Source organism: Pseudomonas sp. Y5-11 (assembly GCF_022368695.1).
GTDB classification, from domain to species: domain Bacteria; phylum Pseudomonadota; class Gammaproteobacteria; order Pseudomonadales; family Pseudomonadaceae; genus Aquipseudomonas; species Aquipseudomonas parakoreensis.
In genome coordinates this window covers 953,097-975,725 of the sequence record NZ_CP058974.1, presented here as the reverse complement: position 1 = coordinate 975,725, position 22,629 = coordinate 953,097, and the positions used below count along the sequence as shown (strand labels likewise).

Genomic DNA, 22,629 nt, shown 5'->3' with positions numbered 1-22,629 from the left:
GCGCCTGCCAGCGAATGGCCGGCTCATCTCTTGATTACAAAAACCGGTTATTTGCGCGAGAAATGCACGACCAGACGGTCGCCCACCATTTGCAGCACTTGTACCAGAATCAGCAGCAACACCACGGTGACGATCATCACGTCAGTCTGGAAACGCTGGTAGCCGAAACGGATCGCCAGGTCACCCAGACCACCGGCGCCGACCACACCGGCCATCGCCGTGTAGGACACCAGAGTAATCGCAGTCACCGTAATCGCGGCGAAGATGCCTGGACGGGCCTCAGGCAGCAAGGCGTTCATGATGATCTGCCGGGTGGTCGCACCCATCGATTGAGTGGCTTCGATGATGCCGCGATCGACTTCACGCAGCGCGGTTTCCACCAGACGCGCGAAGAACGGGGTCGCACCCACCACCAGCGGCGGAATCGCACCGGCCACGCCCAGCGAAGTGCCGGTGATCAGCACGGTGAACGGAATCATCACGATCAGCAGAATGATGAACGGCAGCGAACGCAGGATGTTCACCGCCAACGACATGAAGGCGTAGAAGCCACGGTTTTCCAGCAACTGACGCGGGCTGCAGAGGAACAGCAGCACGCCCAGCGGCAGGCCGAGCAATACGGTGAACAGCAGCGAACCACCGAGCATCAGCAGGGTGTCGCCCGTGGCCAGCCAGATTTCCAGCCAATCGATGTTTTCGAAGAAAGCCTTGAGCATTTCCATTAACGCAGCACCTCCATATGAACGTCAGCGGCGGTGAAGCGGGCAAAGGCCGCCTCCATGTCGCCACCGGTGACGGCGAGGGTCAACTGCCCGTACGGAATGTCTTTGATGCGGTCGATGCGACCGGCAAGGATGCTGTAGTCGACCCCGGTTTCCCGGGCAACGGTACCGAGCAACGGCGCGTAGGTCGCTTCGCCCTGGAAGGTCAGACGCACGATGCGACCCGGCACATGAGCGAAGTCATCGCGCTGTTCGCTTTCGTCGATCTGCTCGCTTTCCTGGACGAAACGCTTGGTGGTCGGGTGCTGCGGATGCAGGAACACATCGGCCACCGAACCTTGCTCGACGATCACCCCGGCGTCCATCACCGCGACCTGATCGCAGACGCGACGGATCACGTCCATCTCGTGGGTGATCAGGACGATGGTCAGTTTCAGCTCACGGTTGATCTCGGCCAGCAGTTGCAGGACCGAGGCGGTGGTCTGCGGGTCGAGGGCGCTGGTGGCCTCGTCGCACAGCAGAATCTTCGGCTTGGTCGCCAGGGCGCGGGCGATGCCGACGCGCTGTTTCTGGCCGCCGGACAGCTGCGCCGGGTATTTCCTGGCGTGATCGGACAGACCGACCCGCGCCAGCAATTCGGCGACGCGCTGATTGATCTCGCTGCTCGACAGTTCGCCGGCCAGGGTCAGCGGCAGCGCGACGTTGTCGGCCACGGTCTTGGAGGCAAGCAGGTTGAAGTGCTGGAAGATCATCCCGACTTGCTGGCGAAAACGGCGCAGGCCGTTGGCGTCCAGCGCGGTGACTTCTTCGCCGTCGACGATGATCTTGCCGCCGCTGGAGTCTTCCAGGCGATTGATCAGACGCAGCAGGGTACTTTTTCCCGCACCGGAATGGCCGATCAGGCCGAAGACCTGACCGTTTTCAATCGAAAGACTGGTCGGGTGCAGGGCGGGGATGTCCTTACCGGCGACGCGGTAAGTTTTGTGGACGTTTTGAAACTCGATCACGTAGCGAACCTTGTGGGGCGCGTTAGAAAAGGATCAGCGGTTAGCCGGGCGCGCATTTTAGCCTGTCCGTATAGAGGTTCTTAGCATTTATTTCGTAATTAACCTTCGATTTGGCAATAACAAGATCAAAGGTCATAAAAAAGGAACGCCCGTTCCTGCTCATTGGTCACTAGTTAAGCGACTTGAAACCCTGGGTAACCGTGCCCGGAAACGCTCAAGAGTCCCCGGTGAAACGGGGTCAACCGAGGAGTTTACGTCTGATGAGCAGCAAGAAACCTACCACCGACAAAAGCCAGCTGGCCGGAACCGATACCAAGGATCGCGCCAACACCAACGCCAAACTCGACAGCCTGGAGAAGTTTCGCTCCGACGCTACCGGCCAGGCCCTGCGCACCAATCAGGGGGTGAAGGTCGCCGATAACCAGAACACCCTCAAGGCCGGCCCGCGGGGGCCGTCGTTGCTGGAAGACTTCATCATGCGTGAGAAAATCACGCACTTTGACCATGAACGCATTCCGGAGCGCATCGTCCATGCCCGCGGCACCGGCGCGCATGGTTTCTTTCAGGCCTACGAGAACCATTCGACGCTGACCAAGGCCGGTTTCCTGCAGGACCCAGGGAAAAAGACGCCGGTGTTCGTGCGCTTTTCCACGGTGCAGGGACCACGCGGCTCCGGCGATACCGTGCGTGACGTGCGCGGTTTCGCGGTGAAGTTCTTCACCGACGAGGGCAACTTCGACCTGGTCGGCAACAACATGCCGGTGTTCTTCATTCAGGACGCGATCAAGTTTCCCGACTTCGTCCACGCGGTGAAGCCCGAGCCGCACAATGAAATCCCCACCGGCGGTTCGGCCCACGACACCTTCTGGGACTTCGTTTCGCTGGTGCCGGAATCGGCGCACATGGTGATCTGGGCCATGTCTGACCGGGCAATCCCGAAAAGCCTGCGCAGCATGCAGGGCTTTGGCGTGCACACCTTCCGCCTGGTCAACGCCGAGGGCAAATCACGCTTCGTCAAGTTCCACTGGCGGCCGACCGCCGGCACCTGTTCGCTGGTATGGGACGAAGCGCAGAAGCTCGCCGGTAAAGACACCGACTACCACCGTCGCGACCTCTGGGAAGCCATCGAGATGGGCGACTACCCGGAATGGGAGCTGGGCGTACAGATCATCGAGGAGGAAAACGAACACGACTTCGATTTCGACATCCTCGACCCGACCAAGCTGATCCCCGAAGAAATCGTGCCGATCACCCCGCTGGGCAAAATGACCCTGAACCGCAACCCGGACAACTTCTTCGCCGAGACCGAGCAGGTCGCGTTTTGCCCGGGCCACATCGTGCCGGGAATCGACTTCTCCAATGACCCGCTGCTGCAAGGCCGGCTGTTTTCCTACACCGATACGCAAATCAGCCGACTCGGTGGGCCGAACTTTCATGAACTGCCAATCAACCGCCCGGTGGCGCCATTCCACAACGGCCAGCGCGACGCGCAGCACCGCACAGTGATCGACAAGGGTCGCGCGTCCTACGAACCGAACTCGATCGATGGCGGCTGGCCGAAAGAAACCCCGCCAGCCGCGCAAGACGGCGGCTTCGAGAGCTACCCGGAACGCATCGACGCGAACAAGATCCGTCAGCGCAGCGAGTCGTTCAGCGATCACTTTTCCCAGGCGCGGCTGTTCTTCAACAGCATGAGTGAGCACGAAAAGGAACACATCATCGCCGCTTACAGCTTCGAGCTGGGCAAGGTCGAACGTGAGTTCATCCGTGCACGGCAGGTGAACGAAATTCTCGCCAACATTGACCTGGAATTGGCCAAGCGCGTGGCGGCCAACCTCGGGTTACCGGCGCCGAGCAAAGGCACGGTCGAGGTGCGCAAGACTTCGTTCGATCATTCGCCGGCGCTGAGCCAGGCCAACTTGCTGCCAGAAAACATCAAAACCCGCAAAGTGGCGATTCTTGCCGCTAACGGCGTCGATGGTGCGGCGATTGATGCGATGAAAAAGGCTTTGGCGGCTGAAGGCGCACATGCCAAGCTGCTCGGCCCGACTTCGGCACCGGTGAAGACTGCCGACGGCAAAGCCCTGCCAGTGGACGCATCAATGGAAGGCATGCCTTCAGTGATCTTCGATGCGGTGTTCGTGCCCGGTGGCGCGGCGTCGATCAAGGCGTTGAGTGGCGACGGCGTGGCGCTGCACTACCTGCTGGAGGCGTACAAGCACCTGAAGGCGATTGCGCTGCACGGCGATGCCAAACAGTTGCAGGATCTGCTGAAGCTGGAGGCGGATGCAGGGTTGCTGCAGAGCAAGGATGTGCCGGGATTGACCAAGCCGTTCTTTGCGGCGATCGGGCAGCATCGGGTCTGGGCGCGGGAGTCTAAGGCCAAGGCCATTCCAGCCTAAAGCAAAAGATCGCAGCCTTCGGCAGCTCCTACAGGGTTTACTTGCACCTGTAGGAGCTGCCGGAGGCTGCGATCTTTTAGGGTTTGGCTGGAATCAAGACCATCTGCGCCGGCACTGTACGCAGGATCTGTTTCTCAATCTTCAGCTCGAAATCCGGATTCAATTTCTTCACACGTTTTTTCAGTAACGTCGCCAGCCAAGGGTAATCCTGGGTCCGCGGCGCCTGAATGCTCACAGCACACTCATAATTCACCACATCGGCGGCGATCGCATCCAGTTGCCGGCGAAGTTTGCGGCTATCGTTGATGTTCAACGCCACCGTGGTGCTTTCGGCAGTCGGATCAATGACCTTGGCTTTCGGTTTGGCTTCGGCCGCCAGCAGCGCCGCTTCGGCTTTTTCCAGCTCGGCTTTGCGGGCTTCGGTGATGGCGCCATTGACGCCACCGGTCAGTGCCGGGGCTTTGGGCATCAGGGCACGGGCTCGGCTCAGCGCGGTGGCTGCCGCATTCACATCACCTTTCTGCAATACGATCTGGCTGCGGCGCAAGTAGGCTTCGGCCAGCTGGCGCTGGTATTGCTCAAGGGACTGATCGTTGGGGTTCTGTGCCTGCAAGGCGGCCAATTGGTCTTCGGCGGTGGCCAGTTCGCTGCTGGCCAGGCTTTGCTCCAGCTGTGCGATGGCCGTGGCCCGCGCGTCGGGGGCTTCGGCCACCGGCGGCGTGCTTTGGCAGGCGCCCAGCAGCACGGAAAATGCGACAAGGAGCAGATAACGGGAGGCGAACGGCTTCATTCCTGCGACTCTCTAATTGCGCAAAAAGCGAGCAAGTCTACACCCCTCGACGGGGCAGAACAAAACTCAGCAGAAACAGTGCGGCCGCTGTCACAACGATCGACGGTCCCGCCGGGGTGTCCTTGAACCATGACAGCGCCAGCCCGCCACACACCGCGAGCATGCCCAGCAGGCTCGCGCCCAGCGCCATCTGCTCCGGCGAGCGGGCGTGACGTTGCGCCGCAGCCGCCGGGATGATCAGCAGCGAAGTGATCAGCAACACACCGACGATTTTCATCGCCACCGCGATCACCACCGCAATCAACAGCATCAGCGCCATGCGCAGGCCCGCCACCGGCAGACCTTCGACCTTGGCCAACTCCTCATGCACGGTAATCGCCAGCAGCGGCCGCCACAGTGTCACCAGCAACACCAGCACTGCCGCGCTGCCGCCGAGAATCCACGCCAGGTCGGTCGGACTGATCGCCAGCAGGTCACCGAACAGATAGGCCATCAGGTCAATCCGCACTTCATGCATGAAGCTTAGTACCACCAGGCCGAGAGAGAGCGTGCTCGGTGCAAGAATCCCCAATAGCGTGTCGGAGGCCAGTGGTTGACGCTGCTGCAAGGTCACCAGCAGCACTGCCAGCAGCAGGCAGCCGACGGTCACCGCGACCGTCGGACTGACATCCAGCAGAAAGCCCAAAGCCACGCCGAGCAGCGCGGCGTGGGACAGGGTGTCGCCGAAATAGGCCATGCGCCGCCACACCACAAACGAACCAAGCGGCCCGGCGACCACCGCCAGTGCCAGACCTGCAAGCAGGGCATACAACAGAAAATCAGCCATGCTTGCAGTGGTCTCCGTGAACGTGGGTGTGGCCCGCACCGGGCGCCTTGACCACCGAACCGTGCAGGTCATGGGCGTGGTCGTGATGGTGGTGATAGATCGCCAGACTCGGCGCATTCTTGCCGAACAGCTCGACGAACGCCGGATCGCCGCTGACTTGCTCGGGATGCCCCGAGCAGCAGACGTGGCGATTCAGGCACACCACCTGATCGGTGGTGCTCATGACAAGGTGCAAATCGTGGGACACCATCAGCACGCCGCAGCCGTGACGGTCACGCAGGCGGGTGATCAGGCTGTAGAGCTCGGCTTGCCCGGCGACATCGACGCCTTGCACCGGCTCGTCCAGCACCAGCAACTCCGGCTCACGCAGCAGCGCCCGGGCCAGCAACACACGCTGCATCTCACCACCGGAAACACTTTGCACCGGGCTGTCGATGACGTGTTCGGCACCGACTTCTTTCAGCGCCGCCAATGCACGCGGGCGGTCTACACCGGGCACCAGGCGCAGGAAGCGCAACACTGACAGCGGCAAGGTCGGGTCGACGTGCAGCTTTTGCGGCATGTAGCCAACGCGCAGTTTCGGCTTGCGCCAGACGCTGCCGCTGTCCGGCTTCAGCAGCCCGAGTACGGCGCGCACGAGCGTGGTCTTGCCGGCGCCGTTGGGGCCGATCAGGGTGACGATCTGCCCCGGCTCGACGCTCAGCTCGATGTTGTCGAGCACGGTCTGCCCGGCAAACGTGACAGCAACGTGCTGAAGACGGATCAACGGGTTGCTCATCAAGCCCCCTGGCAACCGGCGCACAGGCCGACCACTTCGACGGTCTGCGCTTCGACAATGAACCCGACGTCTTTGGCGCTGTGGATAATCGCGTCGCTGATGGCTTTCTGTTCCAGCTCGATCGCGGCGTGGCACTCGCGGCAGATCAGGAACTGGCCCTGATGCGCATGCTCCGGATGCACACAGCCAACGAAGGCGTTGAGTGAAGAGATGCGGTGCACCAGGCCGTTTTCCAGCAGGAAATCCAGCGCGCGGTAAACGGTTGGCGGCGCGGCGCGACGGCCGTCCTGTTCGCTCAGTACCGCAAGAATGTCGTAGGCGCCCAGCGGCTTGTGGCTCTGCCATACCAGTTCCAGCACCCGCCGGCGCAGCGCAGTCAGGCGCAGGCCTTTCTGGGCGCACAAGGTATCGGCCTCGGTCAGTGCGCTGTGCACGCAATGAGAGTGGTCGTGGGGACGGCTGGCAATCGGTGTAATAGGCATGGGCGGCGACGAGTTTTGATAGAGACGTTATTATGTTACCCGTTCTCGCCTCCTTGAGTGGTCATCGTGTCCCGACTTTTTTCTGTTTTTGTGGCTTTTGTCGCCAGTTTTCTGCTGATCGGTTCGGCTCAGGCCGAGGTCAAGGTTCTCACCAGCATCAAACCGTTGCAGTTGATCGCTGCAGCGGTCCAGGACGGTGTGGCCATCCCGGAAGTGCTGCTGCCGCCGGGTGCTTCGCCGCATAACTACGCACTACGCCCGTCCGACGTGCGCAAGGTGCAATCGGTGGACCTTTTGTACTGGATCGGCCCGGACATGGAAGGTTTCCTGCCGCGTGTGCTCAGCGGTCGAACGCTGCCAAGCGTGGCCGTGCAGGATCTGCCGGGCATGAAACTGCGCCGCTTCGCCGAAGACAGCCACTCCCACGCCGAAGACGCCGACGAGCATGATCACGATCATCGTCCGGGTACGCTGGACGCGCATTTGTGGCTATCGCCGGTCAACGCCCGAGTCATTGCCGGGAAAATGGCTGCCGACCTCAGTGCTGCCGATCCGGCCAACGCCGAACGCTATCAGCGCAACGCCAAGGCCTTCGATGAGCGTCTCGATGCGTTGGACGCGCGGCTGAAGCAGCGTCTGGCCAGCGTTGAAGGCAAGCCGTATTTCGTGTTCCACGAAGCCTTCGACTATTTCGAAGATGCTTACGGCCTGAAACACACTGGCGTGTTCAGCGTGGCCGCCGAAGTGCAACCGGGCGCGCAACATGTCGCCGCGATGCGCAAACGCCTGCAGGAAGTGGGCAAGACCTGTGTGTTCAGCGAACCGCCACTGCGTCCACGCCTGGCAGAAACCCTGGTGGCGGGCCTGCCGGTGAAGCTGGCGGAACTGGATGCGCTGGGCGGTTATACGCCGGCGACGGCTCAAGGGTACGAGCAGGTGCTGGAGAAGCTGGGCAACGATTTGGCCGGCTGCCTGGAATCGTTGTAACCCCAAAGAAAAAGATCGCAGCCTTCGGCAGCTCCTACATGGTGATCCCCTGTAGGAGCTGCCGAAGGCTGCGATCTTTTGATCTTAAAGAGCGAAGGGTAGCGGCGTATGCACCTGCTGCCGCTGCGCCAACCGCAACTCAAATTCCCGCGGATCGTGAATCAGCACGTCCTGCCCGGCAAACTGCTCGGCGGCGATCAACCGCGACAGCCAGAACCGCACGCACGCCACGCGCAGCATGGTCGGCCAGAGTTCAGCTTCAGCGGCAGTGAACGGACGCAGTGCCGCATAGGCGCCGAGGAATGCGCGGGCGCGCGGCCCGTCAATCAAGCCTTCCTCGTCTGAACACCAGTCATTCAAGGCGATCGCCACGTCGTAGAGCATCGGCCCCGAGCAGGCGTTGTAAAAGTCGATCAACCCGGTCAGGTGCGTGCCTTCGAACATCGCGTTATCGCGGAACAGGTCGGCGTGAATGTTGGCCCGTGGCAGCGCGAGAATTTTGTCTTTCTGCACGGTGATTTCATCCAGCGCCTTGTGCAGCAGCGCACGCGGCTCGTCGCTCAAGTGCGAGAGGAACTCGTTGCCCTCCTCCAGCATCCAGTCCAGGCCACGATCGGTCTTGCGCTTGATCATGCGCTCGCCCTGGGTCGCCAGGTGCAGATGCGCCTGCAACTCGCCGACCTGCGCGCAATGCTGGGCGTTGGCGACCTTGATGTGTTTGCCGGACAGCCGTGGTTGCAGCAGCGCCGGCTTGCCCTTGAGCTCACGCAACGCCACGCCGTCAGTGGTGCGCAGCGCGTAAGGCACCGGCAGATCAGCCTCGTGCAACACGTCGAGCAGGTCGATGAAGAACGGCATTTCCTGCACCGGGCCACGTTCGACCAGGGTCAGGACAAATTCGCCCTGCTCCAGACTGATAAAGAAGTTGGTGTTTTCGCTGCCGGCGGCGATCCCCTGGAAATCAAGCAGACGGCCAAGCCCGTAAGGGTCAAGAAAGGTTTCCAGCTCTGGCCGAGCCAGGGGGGTGAACACAGACATGGTTAAAAACTGCTCAGTTCGGGCGCCGCGATCAAGCGGCGCCGATTAAAAAGTCAGGAATCTTACTTCCAGGTAAAGATTTCCCACGACGGAATCAGCATATCCGGCTGGTCGGAACGGATGTAGTTCACGTCCGAACCATCGGCGCGCACCAGGAAATACGGTTTGCCGCCCTTCGGCGTGACCTTGATCGCATAAACGAAGCCACTGCGGCTGTATTCCTGAATGACCTTGTCGCCCTCGGTGTGCGTGTTAATGGTAACTTCCGGCTCCTTCGACGGCGCATCATCCGCCGCCATCGCGGCCAATGGTGAGACAGCAATCAAACCGACCAGCAGCAAGCGATTTAACGTACGCATGATAACCTTGTCCCTTTGTCGTCAACGGTCCCGCTATTCTAGCGCCGGGCCCGCCGAAAAGGTTGATTCTGCTCATGAGCCAAGCCCCCCTCGTCCTGGTGGACGGTTCGTCTTACCTGTACCGCGCTTTCCATGCACTGCCACCGCTGACCACCTCCAAAGGCCTGCCGACCGGTGCGGTCAAAGGTGTGCTGAACATGCTCAAGAGTCTGCGCAAGCAGTATCCGGACAGCCCGTTCGCCGTGGTTTTCGATGCCAAGGGCGGGACGTTTCGCGATGAGATGTACGCCGAGTACAAAGCCAACCGCCCCAGCATGCCCGACGACATGCGCGTGCAGATCGAGCCGCTGCACCAGAGCGTGATTGCTCTCGGCTTCCCTTTGTTGTGCGTGGAGGGTGTCGAGGCAGACGACGTGATCGGCACCCTGGCCCGCAGCAGCGCGGCAGCCGCTCGCCCGGTGATCATTTCCACCGGCGACAAGGACATGGCGCAATTGGTCGACGGCCACATTACCTTGGTCAACACCATGTCCGGTAGCTCGATGGACGTTGAGGGCGTAAAGGAGAAATTCGGCGTCGCTCCGGAGCAGATCATCGATTATCTAGCGCTGATGGGCGATTCTTCCGACAACATCCCGGGCGTTCCCGGCATCGGCCCGAAGACCGCGTCCGGCCTGCTGGTCGGCGTTAACGGCGGCCTCACCGAGCTTTATGCAAACCTCGACATCGTGCCGACCTTGCCGATTCGCGGGGCCAAGACCCTGCCGGCCAAGCTTGAAGAGCACAAGGAGATGGCCTTCCTCTCCTATCAGCTGGCAACGATCAAGGTCGACGTACCGCTGGATATTGGCCTCGATGATCTGCAAATGGGCCCGGAAGACCCGGCCAAGCTCTACGAGCTGTACACCCTGCTGGAATTCAAGAGCTGGCTGAATGACCTCGATCGCGACGCCAAGCGCCAGGAGCTGAGCGCGCCCGCCGAGCCTGCGCCGGCGGGCGATCTGTTCAGCGCGACGACAGTCGAAGCGCCCGTCGCCCCCGCTGAAGCCGCGTATGAAACCATCCTCGATCAGGCGCGTTTCGATGTCTGGCTGGAAAAACTGAACAACGCCAAGCTGTTCGCCTTCGACACCGAAACCACCGGTATCGACGCGCAACAGGCGCAATTGGTCGGTCTGTCGTTCGCGGTTCAGGCCAACGAAGCGGCGTACATCCCGCTGACCCATTCCTACATCGGCGTACCCGAGCAACTGGATCGCGACACTGTGCTGCGCGCGCTGAAGCCGATCCTGGAAGACCCGAACAAACTCAAGGTTGGCCAGCACGCCAAGTTCGACATGAACATTCTGGCCAACTGCGCCATTGGCGGCGATCAGAGCCAAGGCATCAATGTGTGCGGGATTGCCTTCGACACCATGCTTGAGTCCTACGTACTCAACTCCACCGCCACTCGCCACGACATGGACAGCCTTGCGCAGAAGTACCTGGATCACACCACTGTGAGTTTTCAGGACATCGCCGGCAAAGGCGCCAAACAGCTGACCTTTGACCAGATCGCTCTGGAGCAGGCCGGCCCGTATGCCGCCGAAGACGCCGACATCACCCTGCGTCTGCACCAGACCCTGTTTGAAAAACTCAGCGCGATCCCGAGCCTGGCCAGCGTGCTGACCGACATCGAAATCCCGCTGGTACCGGTGCTGGCGCGGATCGAGCGTCAGGGCGCGTTCGTCGACGCCGAACTGCTCGGCATCCAGAGCATCGAGCTGGGCAACAAGATGGTCGCACTGGAGCGCGAAGCGTTCGAGATCGCCGGGGAAGAGTTCAACCTCGGCTCGCCGAAGCAGTTGGGCGTGATCCTCTACGAAAAACTCGGCCTGCCGGTTTTGAAGAAAACCGCCAAGGGCCAACCATCGACCGCCGAGGAAGTGCTGGCGAAACTGGCCGAGGATGATCACCGCTTGCCGAAGGTGCTGATGGAACACCGCTCCATGAGCAAGCTGAAAAGCACTTACACCGATCGCCTGCCGGAGCAGATCAATCCGCGCACCGGACGTATCCACACGTCGTACCATCAGGCTGTAGCGTCCACCGGACGCTTGTCTTCCAGCGATCCGAACCTGCAGAACATTCCGGTGCGCACCGCTGAAGGCCGCCGCATTCGTCAGGCGTTCGTCGCGCCGAAAGGCTACAAGTTGCTGGCGGCGGACTATTCGCAAATCGAACTGCGGATCATGGCCCACTTGTCCAAGGACGAGGGCTTGATGAACGCTTTCCGCAACAATCTGGACGTGCACACCGCCACCGCTGCCGAAGTGTTCAAGGTCGAGCTCAACGAAGTGACCTCCGACCAGCGCCGAGGTGCCAAGGCGATCAACTTCGGCCTGATCTATGGCATGGGCGCGCAGAAGCTCGGCAAGGACATCGGCGTCGACACCAAGACCGCCAAGGCCTACATCGACACCTACTTCGCCCGCTACCCGGGTGTGCGCGAATACATGGAGCGCACCCGCAAGCAGGCCGCCGATCAAGGCTACGTCGAGACCTTCTTCGGTCGACGCCTGTACCTGCCGGAAATCAACTCGAACAAGCCGCAGGAACGTGCCGCCGCCGAACGCACGGCGATCAATGCGCCGATGCAAGGCACCGCCGCCGACATCATCAAGAAAGCCATGGTGGCGGTGGATAACTGGCTGACAGCGTCCGGGCTGGACGCCAAGGTCATCCTGCAGGTACACGACGAACTGGTGCTGGAGGTTCGCGAGGATCTGGTTGAGCAGGTGAGTCAGGAAATTCGCCTGCATATGAGCGAAGCGGCGAAACTGGACGTACCGTTGCTGGTGGAAGTCGGCGTCGGCAACAACTGGGATGAGGCGCACTAAGGCGTCTGGACCGGGCGTTTGCCGCGACACACTGTCGCGGCAAACGCCCGAAATGGCCTTATTTCGAATCGCGCTTGGGGTTATTCCAAAGCTTTTTGAAAAAAATCTGAACTAATCTGACAACTCACTACTCAGAGATACTGAATGGCTGGTGAAGCCCTTCGATGCTCCTATGTTGTGTTAAGTGTTGGCAGATATCTGAACCCCGCCCTAGCGGTTCGGAACTTAAACCCCGGAACTTCTCCCTCCCCATATGAAGTCCGGGGCTTTTTTTGCCCCAAAATCGGCTGTAGCGCGGTCATGCTGCGTTAAAAGCGTTACTAAAAATGCTCATTTAGGTCCCCTAAACTCCGCTTTTTTGTCGCACTTTTGCCTTGCCTGGCAGCACCACAGACAGTTTTGAAAACTTCTTATTCAGCTGTTGCTTCCGAACCCTTGTCCGCCAGTTCCATCCAGCCTGCCAACACAGTGTAGGCCTCTTCCAGGCCCATGCGTTTGGGCGCGGAGAACAGCTGGATCGTCACCAGATCCCCCCAGCCCTTGCGGATTTCCGACTGCACCTTGAGCAGCGTGTTCTTGGCGGCGCCGTAGGTCAGCTTGTCGGCCTTGGTCAGCAGAATGTGCATCGGCATGCCGGCGGCGACGGCCCAGTCGAGCATCAACAGGTCGAAGTCGGTCATTGGATGACGGATGTCCATCATCAGAATCAATCCCTTCAAACTCTCCCGGCCACCGAGGTACGCCTCGAGGTGACGCTGCCAGTGTTGCTTGAGCGGGATCGGTACTTTTGCATAACCGTAGCCCGGCAGGTCGACCAGACGCCGTTCATCGTCTAGCTTGAAGAAGTTCAACAGCTGTGTGCGACCTGGGGTTTTCGAGGTGCGCGCCAGGCTGGCGTGAGTCAGGGTGTTCAGTGCGCTGGATTTACCGGCGTTGGAACGACCGGCGAACGCCACTTCGAAGCCTTCGTCGTCAGGGCATTGATCGACTTTGGCGGCACTGAGCATGAACGTGGACTGTTGGCACAGGCCGAGGATGGGATTCTTGAGTTGCATGGGATTTCCGATGTGGGCGGCGCCGGGATTGGGCGCGGAACGCGGTGTCGCTTCCGTTTCAGTGACGCCAGTATATAATGCCGCAGATTTTGTGTGTGCTTTGTCCCAGCGAAGGATGAAGTTCACGAGAGCCAAAGACCTTGATTGCGCATCAGAACGCAGAACGCTCTCAACCCTGAAAAGGTCGTTTTATGACGAAATGGCTGCTGGCTGCCGGAGTCCTGATACCGCTTTACGGCGCACAGGCTACACAGGAACCGGAAGCCGTGTACAACCGTGTTTGTGGTGCCTGTCATTCCGGCCAACTACCCATGGCGCCCGAAAGAGGCGATCAGGCAGCTTGGACGCCGAGGTTGGCGAAAGGTATGGAGACGCTGGTGCAACACGTGACCCAGGGTTTCAAGGCGATGCCGCCGCGTGGTTTGTGCATGGACTGCAGTGCCGAGGATTACCAGGCCATCATCCTTTGGATGAGCGAGAGTAAACCCGGTCCATAACTCTTAACCCTTAGCCGTAGTTGGATTAGCTGATGAACAAATTGATCGTGAGTCTGCTGTTGACCGTGGGAATCTCCGGCATCGCCCATGCTGCAGGTGATGCAGCAGCCGGCCAGGCAAAAGCTGCCGTGTGCGGAGCCTGCCATGGCCCGGACGGGAACAGCATGGCACCCAACTTCCCGAAACTGGCCGGTCAAGGTGAACGCTACCTCGACAAGCAGTTGCACGACATCAAGTCGGGCAAACGCCAGGTTCTGGAAATGACCGGCCTGCTGACCAACCTGAGCGATCAGGACCTGGCCGATATTGCCGCTTACTTTGCCAGTCAGAAGGGCAGCGTCGGCGCCGCCGATCCAAAAATCGTCGCCCGTGGTGAAGCCCTGTTCCGTGGCGGCAACCTGGACAAAGGCCTGCCAGCCTGCACCGGCTGCCACTCGCCGAACGGTGCCGGCAATGCCGCCGCCGGCTTCCCGCACCTGGGAGGCCAACACGCTCAATATATCGCCAAACAGCTGACCGACTTCCGCAAGGAAGAAGGCGGGCGCGCCAACGACGGCGATTCCATGCCGATGCGCACCATCGCACGCAAACTCAGCGACGAAGACATTGCTGCGGTCGCCAGCTACATTCAGGGCCTGCACTAACCGCCCTGCATCGAGCGTTACCGGTGATGGACATCTCCTGCAACGTTAACGCTCGATTAATCCGTCGCAGCAAGTATAAAAAGGGTGGCTTTGGCCGCCCTTTTTTGTGGCCGCTACCGTTACACTACAGAACTCATGCCCGCCAGGATCTGTCTGAAAACAGGTCGCGCGAGGCGACCAAAATTGTCCAGGAGTAAAGCATGCGTAATCTGATCATCAGCGCCGCTCTCGTCGCTGCCAGCCTTTTCGGCGTGACCGCCCAGGCCGCCGAAGCACCCGCTGCCCCTTATGTCGAACTGGCCAACCCGGTGCCGGTGGCAGAGCCTGGCAAGATCGAAGTCGTGGAGCTGTTCTGGTACGGCTGCCCGCATTGCTACGCGTTCGAGCCGGTGATCAATCCCTGGGTTGAAAAACTGCCGTCCGATGTCAACTTCGTACGCATTCCTGCCATGTTCGGTGGCCCGTGGGATGCTCACGGTCAAATGTTCCTGACCCTGGAAGCAATGGGCGTCGAGCACAAGGTTCACGCTGCGGTATTCAATGCGATCCAGAAAGAACACAAGAAACTGACCGACAAGAACGACATGGCTGACTTCCTCGCCACACAAGGCGTGGACAAGGACAAGTTCCTTGCCACCTTTGACTCGTTCGCGATCAAAGGGCAGATCGTCAAGGCGCGTGAGCTGGCCAAGAAATATGAAATCACTGGCGTGCCAACCATGATCGTCAACGGCAAATACCGCTTCGACATCGGTTCTGCCGGTGGTGCCGAAGAAGCCTTGAAGCTGGCTGATCAACTGGTCGCCAAAGAGCGAGCGGCCAACAAGGCAGCTGCCAACTAAGCGCGGTCATTGCCATGCGCCGCTGGGGCACCGAACGCATCGTTGGCCTGCATGATCCGCAGGTCAACGAGCATCACCTGGAGTCCACGGGCTTGCCCGCAGACCATCGTCTGCGCTTGCTCAGCTTCAACATCCAGGTCGGCATCAGCACCGAACGCTATCGGCATTACCTGACCCGCAGCTGGCAGCACCTGCTGCCGCACACGGGGCGCTCAGGCAATCTGCAGAAGATCGGCGACCTGCTTGGCGACTTCGACCTGGTCGCCCTGCAGGAAGCCGATGGCGGCAGCCTGCGCTCAGGCTACGTCAATCAGGTCGAACACCTGGCCCACCTCGGCGCCTTCCCTTACTGGTATCAACAACTCAATCGCAACCTCGGCCGGCTGGCCCAGCACAGCAATGGCGTGCTCAGTCGACTGAAACCGTGGGCGATCGAAGACCATCCGCTGCCGGGCCCGAAAGGTCGCGGCGCAATCCTGCTGCGCTTTGGCGAAGGCCCGGAAGCGCTGGTGGTGGTGATGATGCACCTGGCCCTCGGCGCCCGGGTGCGCAGCCTGCAACTGGCCTACATTCGGGACCTGATCGGTGGCTACAAGCACCAGGTATTGATGGGCGACATGAACACCCATGCCAGCGATCTGCTACAACAGTCACCGTTACGCGATCTCGGCCTGCTGGCCCCGCAGATGCAAGCCACGTTTCCCAGCTGGCGGCCGCAACGTTGCCTGGATCATATTTTGCTCAGCCCGACCCTGACTCTGGAAAAGGTCGAAGTGCTGGCCCAACCCATTTCCGATCACCTGCCGGTCGCGGTAGAGATTCGTCTGCCGGGTTCGCTCACGGCCGATGCATTGCCCGCGTTGAGTCCTGCCCCTCGCGGAACCCCTGAATGAGCGACGACGCCCAGCGCTGGAAAGAGAAATACCTCAAAAGTATCGAACAGCAGGACAAGCTCGAACGGCGCTGGGCCGCCCGTCTCGACTTGCTGCGCCGCGGTCTGGTACGCAGTACGCTGGCTGCTGAAGGCACCGACAAGGTTGTTGATCAGTGCATGAAAGAGATGCGCGACGTGGTGCGCACCGACGACATGGATGCCGGTCTCGCCGCCCTGCTGCCGCGCCTGGAGAAAGCCGTACTCGACTCCGAGCAGCGCCGCGAAACCCGCATTGATCAGGTCAGCACCGCGTTGACCGCACTGGTTACCCAACTGCAAGCGTTACCGCTGCCGCGGGAAGTCGCCCAGCCGCTGAAGAAATTCGCCAAGCAACTGGACAGTCGGGTCGGCCAGGCGCGGGAAATGCCGCTGCTGTTGAGCGAACTCAGCGGTTTGCAGGGTAAAGCGTTGAGCCAGCTGGAAACCCCACCCGCGCCAGAACGCCCGGGCCTTCTGCAACGCCTGTTTGGCAATCGCGAAGCCGAAGAAACGCCAGGGACGCAGGGCCCGGAGCAACCTCAAGCGCCTGCGCCAATACCAGCGCCGCCATCAGCCAACACTGAACCTGATGTCGAGCCCGCACAGATGCCAACAGGCGAACCGACTCCGGCACCGGTCAGCGCCGCGCCTCTATTGCAACCGGCAGAGGCAAGCCCTCACCAGGCACCTGCAGCGCAACCGCAGGCCGAATCGCCTGTGGTTTCGCTTGTGCCGCCGGTCATTGCCATCGAGACGGCGCCCGAACCACTGCCTGAACTCAAACCGCCCCTCGAACCTCTGGCCCCGCCGCTTGCGCCACCAGCCTTCATAGCGGCGATCAACCCTGACGAGTTGATCCACCCGGGCGACGCCCCGGCCCCCTTGCTCCTCGACAGCCTGCCCCTGCCCGCCCCGATTGCCCAAGCCTTGGCTGCCATCGATCCGGAGCAGCCCGAGCAAGACATTCTTTACGCCCTGCCCGATTCGCCGGAGCCTTCCTACAGCTCGGTGGCCAAACACATCGAAGACACGCTGATCGGGCTGCTCGACGACCTAACCTTGCCAGAGCGCCATCGCCCGCAAGCCGAGGCCATGCGTGATCGCTTGAAAAATGGCCTGAACTGGTACGAACTCCTGCCCATTCTCGACGACCTTGCCACCTTGATGCTGGCAATCACCGACAGCGGCCAACACGAATTCGAAGCCTATCTGCAGCGGCTCAACGAACGCCTCGAAGCATTCCAGAGCAATTTGCAGGCCGCCAGCGAGGGCCATGCCGACAACAGCTCGGCAGCCCGGGCGATGGACACGCAGATTCGCGAGCAAGTCGACGGCTTGCAGACCAGCGTGCAGGAAGCGGCCGATCTGGATGATCTCAAGCGAGTGCTGGAGAACCATCTCGAAGGCCTGCTCGGTACCATGGACCAGCATCAGCAACAACGCGATGCCCGCGAGCAGGAAGTGGCAGCACGTCTCAAAGGCCTGGCCGAACGTGTGGCGCACATGGAGCAGGAAGCCCTGGGTTTTCGCGAACATCTGGAAGAACAGCGACAGAAAGCCCTGATCGATCCGTTGACCGGCCTGCCCAACCGCGCTGCCTGGAGCGAACGGCTGGAACACGAGATCAGGCAATGGCAACAACACGGCAACACCTTGAGCCTGGCGATGCTCGACCTCGATCATTTCAAGCGCATCAACGACAACTACGGCCATCTGGCGGGCGACAAGGTATTGAAAATCATCGCCACGGTGCTGCGCAAACGTCTGCGTGGGGCGGATTTCATTGCTCGTTTCGGCGGAGAGGAATTCGTTCTGCTGCTGCCAGCCACCACGCCGACCGTCGGCGCCAAATTGCTGGAAACCCTGCGAGCGGCCATCGAAGCGTGCCCGTTTCACTTCAAAGGTGAGCGAGTGACGATCACCATCTCCATGGGACTGGCGTCGTTCAAGCCGGGAGAACACAGCGATCTGGTGCTTAAAAGAGCCGATCAGGCGTTGTATCGGGCGAAAAACGGCGGACGTAACCGAGTCGAACTGGGCTGAGCAAGTTGTTCCATTTTGTTTAAATCGGCCCGTCGGGCGTCGATAGGCAAGGCAGTACGTTACACTGTTGCATTATTGTCTTGCGTGTACTGCCTTCTGCCATGAAATTTTTCGCCCTCCTCGCGTCGCTGCTCGTTCTGGCCGGTTGTGCCAGCGGCCCGCGTTATGACACCAGCCACCCTTCGGCCAATCACGACAGCCGCGTGCAGTTCGTGATCGTGCACTACACCTCCGCTTCCCTCGCCCGCTCGCTGCAACTGCTGACCCACGGCGAAGTCAGCAGCCACTATCTGATCGGCGACGACAAAGGCGGCACTATCTACAAACTGATGGATGAAAACCAGCGCGCCTGGCACGCCGGCGAGAGCCAGTGGCAGGGCCGTACCTGGCTAAACTCCAGCTCGATCGGCATCGAAATCGTCAATCCGGGCTTCAAGGACACGCCGACCGGGCGCCTCTGGTACCCGTACAGCGAAGCGCAGATTCAATCGCTTATCGTCCTGCTCAAGGACATCAGCCAGCGCCAGGGCATCAGCCCGCGCCATATCATTGGCCACAGCGACATCGCGCCCCTGCGCAAACTCGACCCGGGTCCCTTGTTCCCATGGAAACGCCTGGCCGCCGAAGGCCTGGGCGTATGGCCCAACGAACAAGCGGTAGCGCGGCAGCAAGTGCAGTTCAACGCCGAACTGCCAAGCATCAGCTGGTTCCAGGAACAACTGGCGCGCGTCGGTTACGACACCCCGCAGACCGGCGAGCTGGACGTAGCGACCCGCCATGTCCTGGCAGCGTTCCAGATGCACTTTCGCCCTTCACGCTTCGACGGTACACCGGACGCACAAACGGCAGCGTTGTTGCAGGTCTTCAATCAGACAAAATAATGACGCCCGCCCGACGGTCAGGGCGAAAACGAAATCAGCAGCTATAACTCATTGGTAATTCTTCGGATATTCCATGATGGTAGCTACCCGAGCGACGCTGCGTAGCTGGTTTTATCGCCCGTGGTTTTTGGCGATGATCGCGGCTGTCTTCAGTGTTGCATTGCTGATAGCCGGCGGAATGTTCGTCGCCATGCGCCAGATTGAACAGAACGAAAGCCAGGAAATGAACACCCAGGGCGAGCGTTTTCTCGCACGCCTTGAGCAGCTGTTCGGACAACTGCGCGAAAGTCTCGATGACCTCGAAGCGCAGCCGCTGCGCAGTTGCGATGAGGAAATGATCGCCACCCTGCAACAGGTCACCTTCAACTATCGCTTCGTCTATGAAGCGGCCTACATGGATGGTGCGCGGATATGCTCCAACCGGCCCCGTCAGGAAGGACTGTCGGTGGTTCGCGCACCGGATATCAAAGGACCGACCTACAGTTACTGGCTCAACACCACCACCGAACCGGATGAAAACCGCGCGGCACTGATGCTCGGGCGCGGCAATTTTCGTGTGGCGACATCACGCGGGCATTTGACCGACATGGTCGATCTGCCGCCGGACAGCAGCCTGCTGGTGGTGCTGGACCACGGCAAACGGGCGATTCCGGTGCTGGGCACCGCGCAGACGTGGCCACCAACCGAAGCGTGGCCACCCAAAAGCCGCGCGCCCCTGCAAGTCACCCAGTCACGGCTGATCTACCGCATGCCAACCAACAATCCGGAATACCAGTTGGTGCTGATCACCCCGCGCAGCGGCATGCATATTCCCAGCGTCTGGTGGTGGATGGTGCCGATCTGCCTGCTGCTGGGGGCGTTTGTCGGATTCTTTGTGTTTTTGCTGGTGCGCCAGCGCCAGTCACTGGACGCCGAACTCCAGGGCGCCATTCGACGTGGCGAGCTGCAAGTGCTGTATCAACCGATCTTCGATCTCGATAGCCGCAATTGCGTGGGCGCCGAAGCCCTGCTGCGCTGGCGTCGCCCGGACGGCACCCTGACCAGCCCCGACCTGTTCATTCCACTGGCGGAAAACACCGGGCAGATTCGGCAGATGACAGACTTTGTCCTGCAGCGGCTGCTGGAACAACTGGGACCGGTGCTGCGCGCCAATCCGCAGCTGTACATTTCGGTCAACCTCGCCGCCTGCGACGTGATGGTGCCGCGCATCGGCCAGGTCATGGCCAGGCTGCTGACGCTGCACCGGGTCGCCGCGCGCCAGATTGCCTTTGAAGTCACCGAGCGCGGACTGATCGACGTGGTGGTGGCGCGGGAGAATCTGCAAGCCTTGCGCGATGTCGGCCATCAGGTGCTGATCGATGACTTCGGTACCGGTTATTGCAGCCTCGCCTATCTGCAGACGCTGCCGGTGGATTGCTTGAAGATCGACAAGGCCTTTATCGACGCGCTCGGCCATGATGCGGCCAGCAGCGGCGTTGCGCCGCACATCATTCACATGGCGCAGGCTCTGGAGTTGAAGGTGATTGCCGAAGGCATCGAGCACGAAGCGCAAGCCGTGTTTCTCAGCAGTGAGGGGGTCAAGTTCGGTCAGGGCTGGCTGTTCGCCCAGGCCCTGAGTGCGGTGCAGTTCATCGAACTGATCACCCGTGGACGGCGCCTCACCGGGCGCCGGCTGGACGACGAAGCCTAGACCGCCAGCGCCATGTAGAACTGCGTGCCCTGCCCCGGCCGCGAATAGACGCCCATCCGCCCGCCATGCAGCTGGACGATTTCCTTGCACAGCGCCAGACCCAGCCCGGCGCCACCCTTCTTGCGCCCGACCTGCACAAACGGCTCGAAAATCCGCCCCTGCTGACCGTAGGCAATGCCTTCGCCGTTGTCTTCGACGCTGATGATCACCCGTTCGCCATGCCGCCGCGCCTGCAGGCGAATCTGGCCGTCGCGGGCGGTATGGCGCAGAGCGTTGTCGATCAGGTTGTCGAGTACCCGCTCAAGCTGTGCCTGATCGGCCTGCAGACGCGGCAACGGCCCTTGCACTTCGACGCTCAGGGCAATGCCTTTGCCCGCAGCGCAATCGGCAAAGCGCGATTGCGCCTGCTCCAGCAAATCTTCGATGGAGCACGGCGCCAAGGTGAGTTTCTGCAAGCCGTTCTGATAGCGCGAGAAGTTGAGCAAGTCGTTGATCAACTGCATCAAGCGCTGCATCTCTTCGTTGACCGTGTCGAGCAGGTCCGCCTCGCGTGACTCCGGGGGGAACTTCGCACGTTCGCGAAACAGGCCGAACGCCATGTGCATGCCGGTGACCGGCGTACGCAGCTCATGGGAGGCGCGCAGCACGAACTCGCTGCGCACGCGCTCAAAGGCGCGTTGCTCGGTGACATCGTGCAGCACCATCACCGCACCCAGAATATGCCCCTGGATGTGACTGACCGGGGTCAAGCTGTAGGTCAGCAAGCGCGATTCGCCATCGACCTCGATGCTCAAATCTTCCGGGGCGCGCTCAAGGGTACCGCCGCGCAGCACCAGTTGCAGTTGCGCGTCGAGCTCCGGGCGCTCGAGCGCAGTGCCCAGGCCTTGGCCGAGACGGTCACTGTCCCAACCCAACTGACGCTGAGCCACTGGATTGAGGTGTTCCAGATGCCCTTCACGGTCGATCATCAACAAGCCGTCGTCGATGCTGTCGAGCACCGCCTGCAGGCGTTGCTGACCGGCCAGCAATTCGTCGACGTTGGTCGCCTGATGCTCGCGCAGCGCCTCGGCCATCAGCCCGAAGCGCTTGGTCAGCTGGTTCATTTCCATCGCCGAGGAAATCGGCAGCGTCACTTCGAAATTGCCTTGGCCGATGTTGTCCGCCGCTTTGGCCAGCGCCTCGATGGGCGCGCCAAAACGCCGGGCAATGGCGTGCGCGGTGACGAAGCCGATAATCAGCACCGCCAATCCCACCAGCCCGAGCAGACCGGAGACCAGCAGTGCCCTTTCCCGGGCGTCATGCTGCACTGCGTTGATGTTGTCCAGCGCGTGCTTGTGCTCGGTAATCAAACCGTTGCGCAAGGTGTTGAAGCGCTCCCTGAGGTCGCTGTTGCCACTGAGCACATTGCCCGGATCACGCGACATCTCGAACGCCTGGAGAAAACTCAGGTAGTCAGCCTTGGCCTGGGTAAACCCGTACTGTCGGCCATCGCCCTCTGCCTCCTGCGAAATGCCTTCATCCAGCAATTGCAGGTAATGCTGCTTTGACGCTTCGAACGCGGCCGGGTCGGGCTTTTCGGCCAGCATCAGCACCAGTTGATCGCCGAGGGTCTGGCGCAGTTTGAGCCCCAGGTCGAGGGTCACGAAGTTGCTGCGGATCGTTGCTTCCTGAGTACCAGCCATCTGCATCACGCTGACCAGCCCGAGCAACAGCCCGAGCAAGGCGACCGTGATCAGCGCAGAGATGCTCAGAAACAAGCGAGTGCGCAACTTCATCGCCAGTTTCATCGTCGGG

The 22,629-nt window shown here is 60.8% G+C and carries 20 protein-coding genes; 10 read left to right on the top strand and 10 right to left on the bottom strand.

Annotated features, from left to right (window positions below):
• Nucleotides 1-47: 47 nt before the first annotated feature.
• Together HXW87_RS04410 and HXW87_RS04405 are read right to left on the bottom strand one after the other, a co-directional pair.
• Complete coding sequence (locus HXW87_RS04410) at nucleotides 48-722, bottom strand: methionine ABC transporter permease (RefSeq protein ID WP_041073706.1); 675 nt, start codon at nucleotides 720-722, stop codon at nucleotides 48-50.
• Entirely contained in the window at nucleotides 722-1,729 is a 1,008-nt protein-coding gene (locus tag HXW87_RS04405; protein WP_095667904.1) for a methionine ABC transporter ATP-binding protein, read from the bottom strand. The genes HXW87_RS04410 and HXW87_RS04405 overlap by 1 nt, the downstream gene beginning before the upstream one ends.
• 260 nt (nucleotides 1,730-1,989) lie before the next feature.
• Here HXW87_RS04405 and katE point away from each other — a divergent pair, with 260 nt between their 5' ends.
• Nucleotides 1,990-4,131: a catalase HPII gene (gene katE, locus HXW87_RS04400; protein ID WP_239778467.1), complete on the top strand. Its 2,142-nt coding sequence runs from the start codon at nucleotides 1,990-1,992 to the stop codon at nucleotides 4,129-4,131.
• A gap of 76 nt (nucleotides 4,132-4,207) precedes the next feature.
• Here the strand turns inward: katE and HXW87_RS04395 are convergent, their stop codons facing one another.
• The 4 genes from HXW87_RS04395 to HXW87_RS04380 are packed head-to-tail and all read right to left on the bottom strand — an operon-like array spanning nucleotide 4,208 to nucleotide 7,007.
• Nucleotides 4,208-4,921: a PA5502 family lipoprotein gene (locus HXW87_RS04395; RefSeq protein WP_041073701.1), complete on the bottom strand. Its 714-nt coding sequence runs from the start codon at nucleotides 4,919-4,921 to the stop codon at nucleotides 4,208-4,210.
• A 37-nt stretch (nucleotides 4,922-4,958) separates the two neighbouring features.
• On the bottom strand, nucleotides 4,959-5,747 hold the full coding sequence (gene znuB / locus HXW87_RS04390) for a zinc ABC transporter permease subunit ZnuB (protein ID WP_041073699.1): 789 nt from the start codon (nucleotides 5,745-5,747) through the stop codon (nucleotides 4,959-4,961).
• Nucleotides 5,740-6,525 (bottom strand): zinc ABC transporter ATP-binding protein ZnuC, encoded by a 786-nt coding sequence (znuC, locus tag HXW87_RS04385; RefSeq protein WP_041073697.1) that lies wholly within the window; start codon nucleotides 6,523-6,525, stop codon nucleotides 5,740-5,742. Before znuC ends, znuB begins: the two co-directional genes overlap by 8 nt.
• Nucleotides 6,525-7,007 (bottom strand): Fur family transcriptional regulator, encoded by a 483-nt coding sequence (locus HXW87_RS04380; RefSeq protein ID WP_041073695.1) that lies wholly within the window; start codon nucleotides 7,005-7,007, stop codon nucleotides 6,525-6,527. The genes znuC and HXW87_RS04380 overlap by 1 nt, the downstream gene beginning before the upstream one ends.
• Nucleotides 7,008-7,073: 66 nt before the next feature.
• Between HXW87_RS04380 and HXW87_RS04375 the strand changes: the two genes are divergently transcribed.
• Nucleotides 7,074-7,994, top strand: coding sequence for a zinc ABC transporter substrate-binding protein ZnuA (locus HXW87_RS04375; RefSeq protein ID WP_095669264.1), 921 nt, complete (start codon nucleotides 7,074-7,076; stop codon nucleotides 7,992-7,994).
• 84 nt (nucleotides 7,995-8,078) lie between these two features.
• Here the strand turns inward: HXW87_RS04375 and HXW87_RS04370 are convergent, their stop codons facing one another.
• On the bottom strand, nucleotides 8,079-9,032 hold the full coding sequence (locus tag HXW87_RS04370) for a homoserine kinase (protein ID WP_131671845.1): 954 nt from the start codon (nucleotides 9,030-9,032) through the stop codon (nucleotides 8,079-8,081).
• Nucleotides 9,033-9,094: 62 nt separating this feature from the next.
• Nucleotides 9,095-9,391 carry a DUF2782 domain-containing protein gene (locus HXW87_RS04365; RefSeq protein ID WP_041073689.1) on the bottom strand — a complete coding sequence of 99 codons (297 nt, stop codon included), beginning with the start codon at nucleotides 9,389-9,391 and terminating at the stop codon, nucleotides 9,095-9,097.
• A 74-nt stretch (nucleotides 9,392-9,465) separates the two neighbouring features.
• Between HXW87_RS04365 and polA the strand changes: the two genes are divergently transcribed.
• Nucleotides 9,466-12,270, top strand: coding sequence for a DNA polymerase I (gene polA / locus HXW87_RS04360; protein ID WP_239778466.1), 2,805 nt, complete (start codon nucleotides 9,466-9,468; stop codon nucleotides 12,268-12,270).
• Nucleotides 12,271-12,680: 410 nt separating this feature from the next.
• Here the strand turns inward: polA and yihA are convergent, their stop codons facing one another.
• A complete protein-coding gene (yihA, locus tag HXW87_RS04355) occupies nucleotides 12,681-13,325 on the bottom strand; it encodes a ribosome biogenesis GTP-binding protein YihA/YsxC (RefSeq protein WP_239778465.1) in 645 nt (214 codons plus the stop codon).
• Nucleotides 13,326-13,516: 191 nt separating this feature from the next.
• Between yihA and HXW87_RS04350 the strand changes: the two genes are divergently transcribed.
• The 7 genes from HXW87_RS04350 (at nucleotide 13,517) to HXW87_RS04320 (ending at nucleotide 20,835) form a co-directional block, all read left to right on the top strand.
• A complete protein-coding gene (locus HXW87_RS04350; protein WP_047297457.1) occupies nucleotides 13,517-13,822 on the top strand; it encodes a c-type cytochrome in 306 nt (101 codons plus the stop codon).
• Nucleotides 13,823-13,854: 32 nt separating this feature from the next.
• Nucleotides 13,855-14,466 carry a c-type cytochrome gene (locus HXW87_RS04345; protein WP_041073681.1) on the top strand — a complete coding sequence of 204 codons (612 nt, stop codon included), beginning with the start codon at nucleotides 13,855-13,857 and terminating at the stop codon, nucleotides 14,464-14,466.
• Nucleotides 14,467-14,666: 200 nt separating this feature from the next.
• Nucleotides 14,667-15,308, top strand: coding sequence for a thiol:disulfide interchange protein DsbA/DsbL (locus tag HXW87_RS04340; protein WP_007962741.1), 642 nt, complete (start codon nucleotides 14,667-14,669; stop codon nucleotides 15,306-15,308).
• 14 nt (nucleotides 15,309-15,322) lie between these two features.
• Entirely contained in the window at nucleotides 15,323-16,201 is an 879-nt protein-coding gene (locus HXW87_RS04335; protein ID WP_047297455.1) for an endonuclease/exonuclease/phosphatase family protein, read from the top strand.
• The gene (locus tag HXW87_RS04330) at nucleotides 16,198-18,264 is read left to right on the top strand and encodes a GGDEF domain-containing protein (protein ID WP_239778464.1); all 2,067 of its coding nucleotides are present in this window, start codon (nucleotides 16,198-16,200) and stop codon (nucleotides 18,262-18,264) included. Before HXW87_RS04335 ends, HXW87_RS04330 begins: the two co-directional genes overlap by 4 nt.
• Before the next feature lie 101 nt (nucleotides 18,265-18,365).
• The gene (locus tag HXW87_RS04325) at nucleotides 18,366-19,145 is read left to right on the top strand and encodes an N-acetylmuramoyl-L-alanine amidase (protein ID WP_182403237.1); all 780 of its coding nucleotides are present in this window, start codon (nucleotides 18,366-18,368) and stop codon (nucleotides 19,143-19,145) included.
• 76 nt (nucleotides 19,146-19,221) lie between these two features.
• Nucleotides 19,222-20,835 carry an EAL domain-containing protein gene (locus HXW87_RS04320; RefSeq protein ID WP_179295003.1) on the top strand — a complete coding sequence of 538 codons (1,614 nt, stop codon included), beginning with the start codon at nucleotides 19,222-19,224 and terminating at the stop codon, nucleotides 20,833-20,835.
• Here HXW87_RS04320 and HXW87_RS04315 read toward each other — a convergent pair.
• Entirely contained in the window at nucleotides 20,832-22,622 is a 1,791-nt protein-coding gene (locus HXW87_RS04315; protein ID WP_047297451.1) for a KinB sensor domain-containing domain, read from the bottom strand. The two genes, HXW87_RS04320 and HXW87_RS04315, sit on opposite strands and share 4 nt — an antisense overlap.
• Between the last annotated feature and the right edge of the window lie 7 nt (nucleotides 22,623-22,629).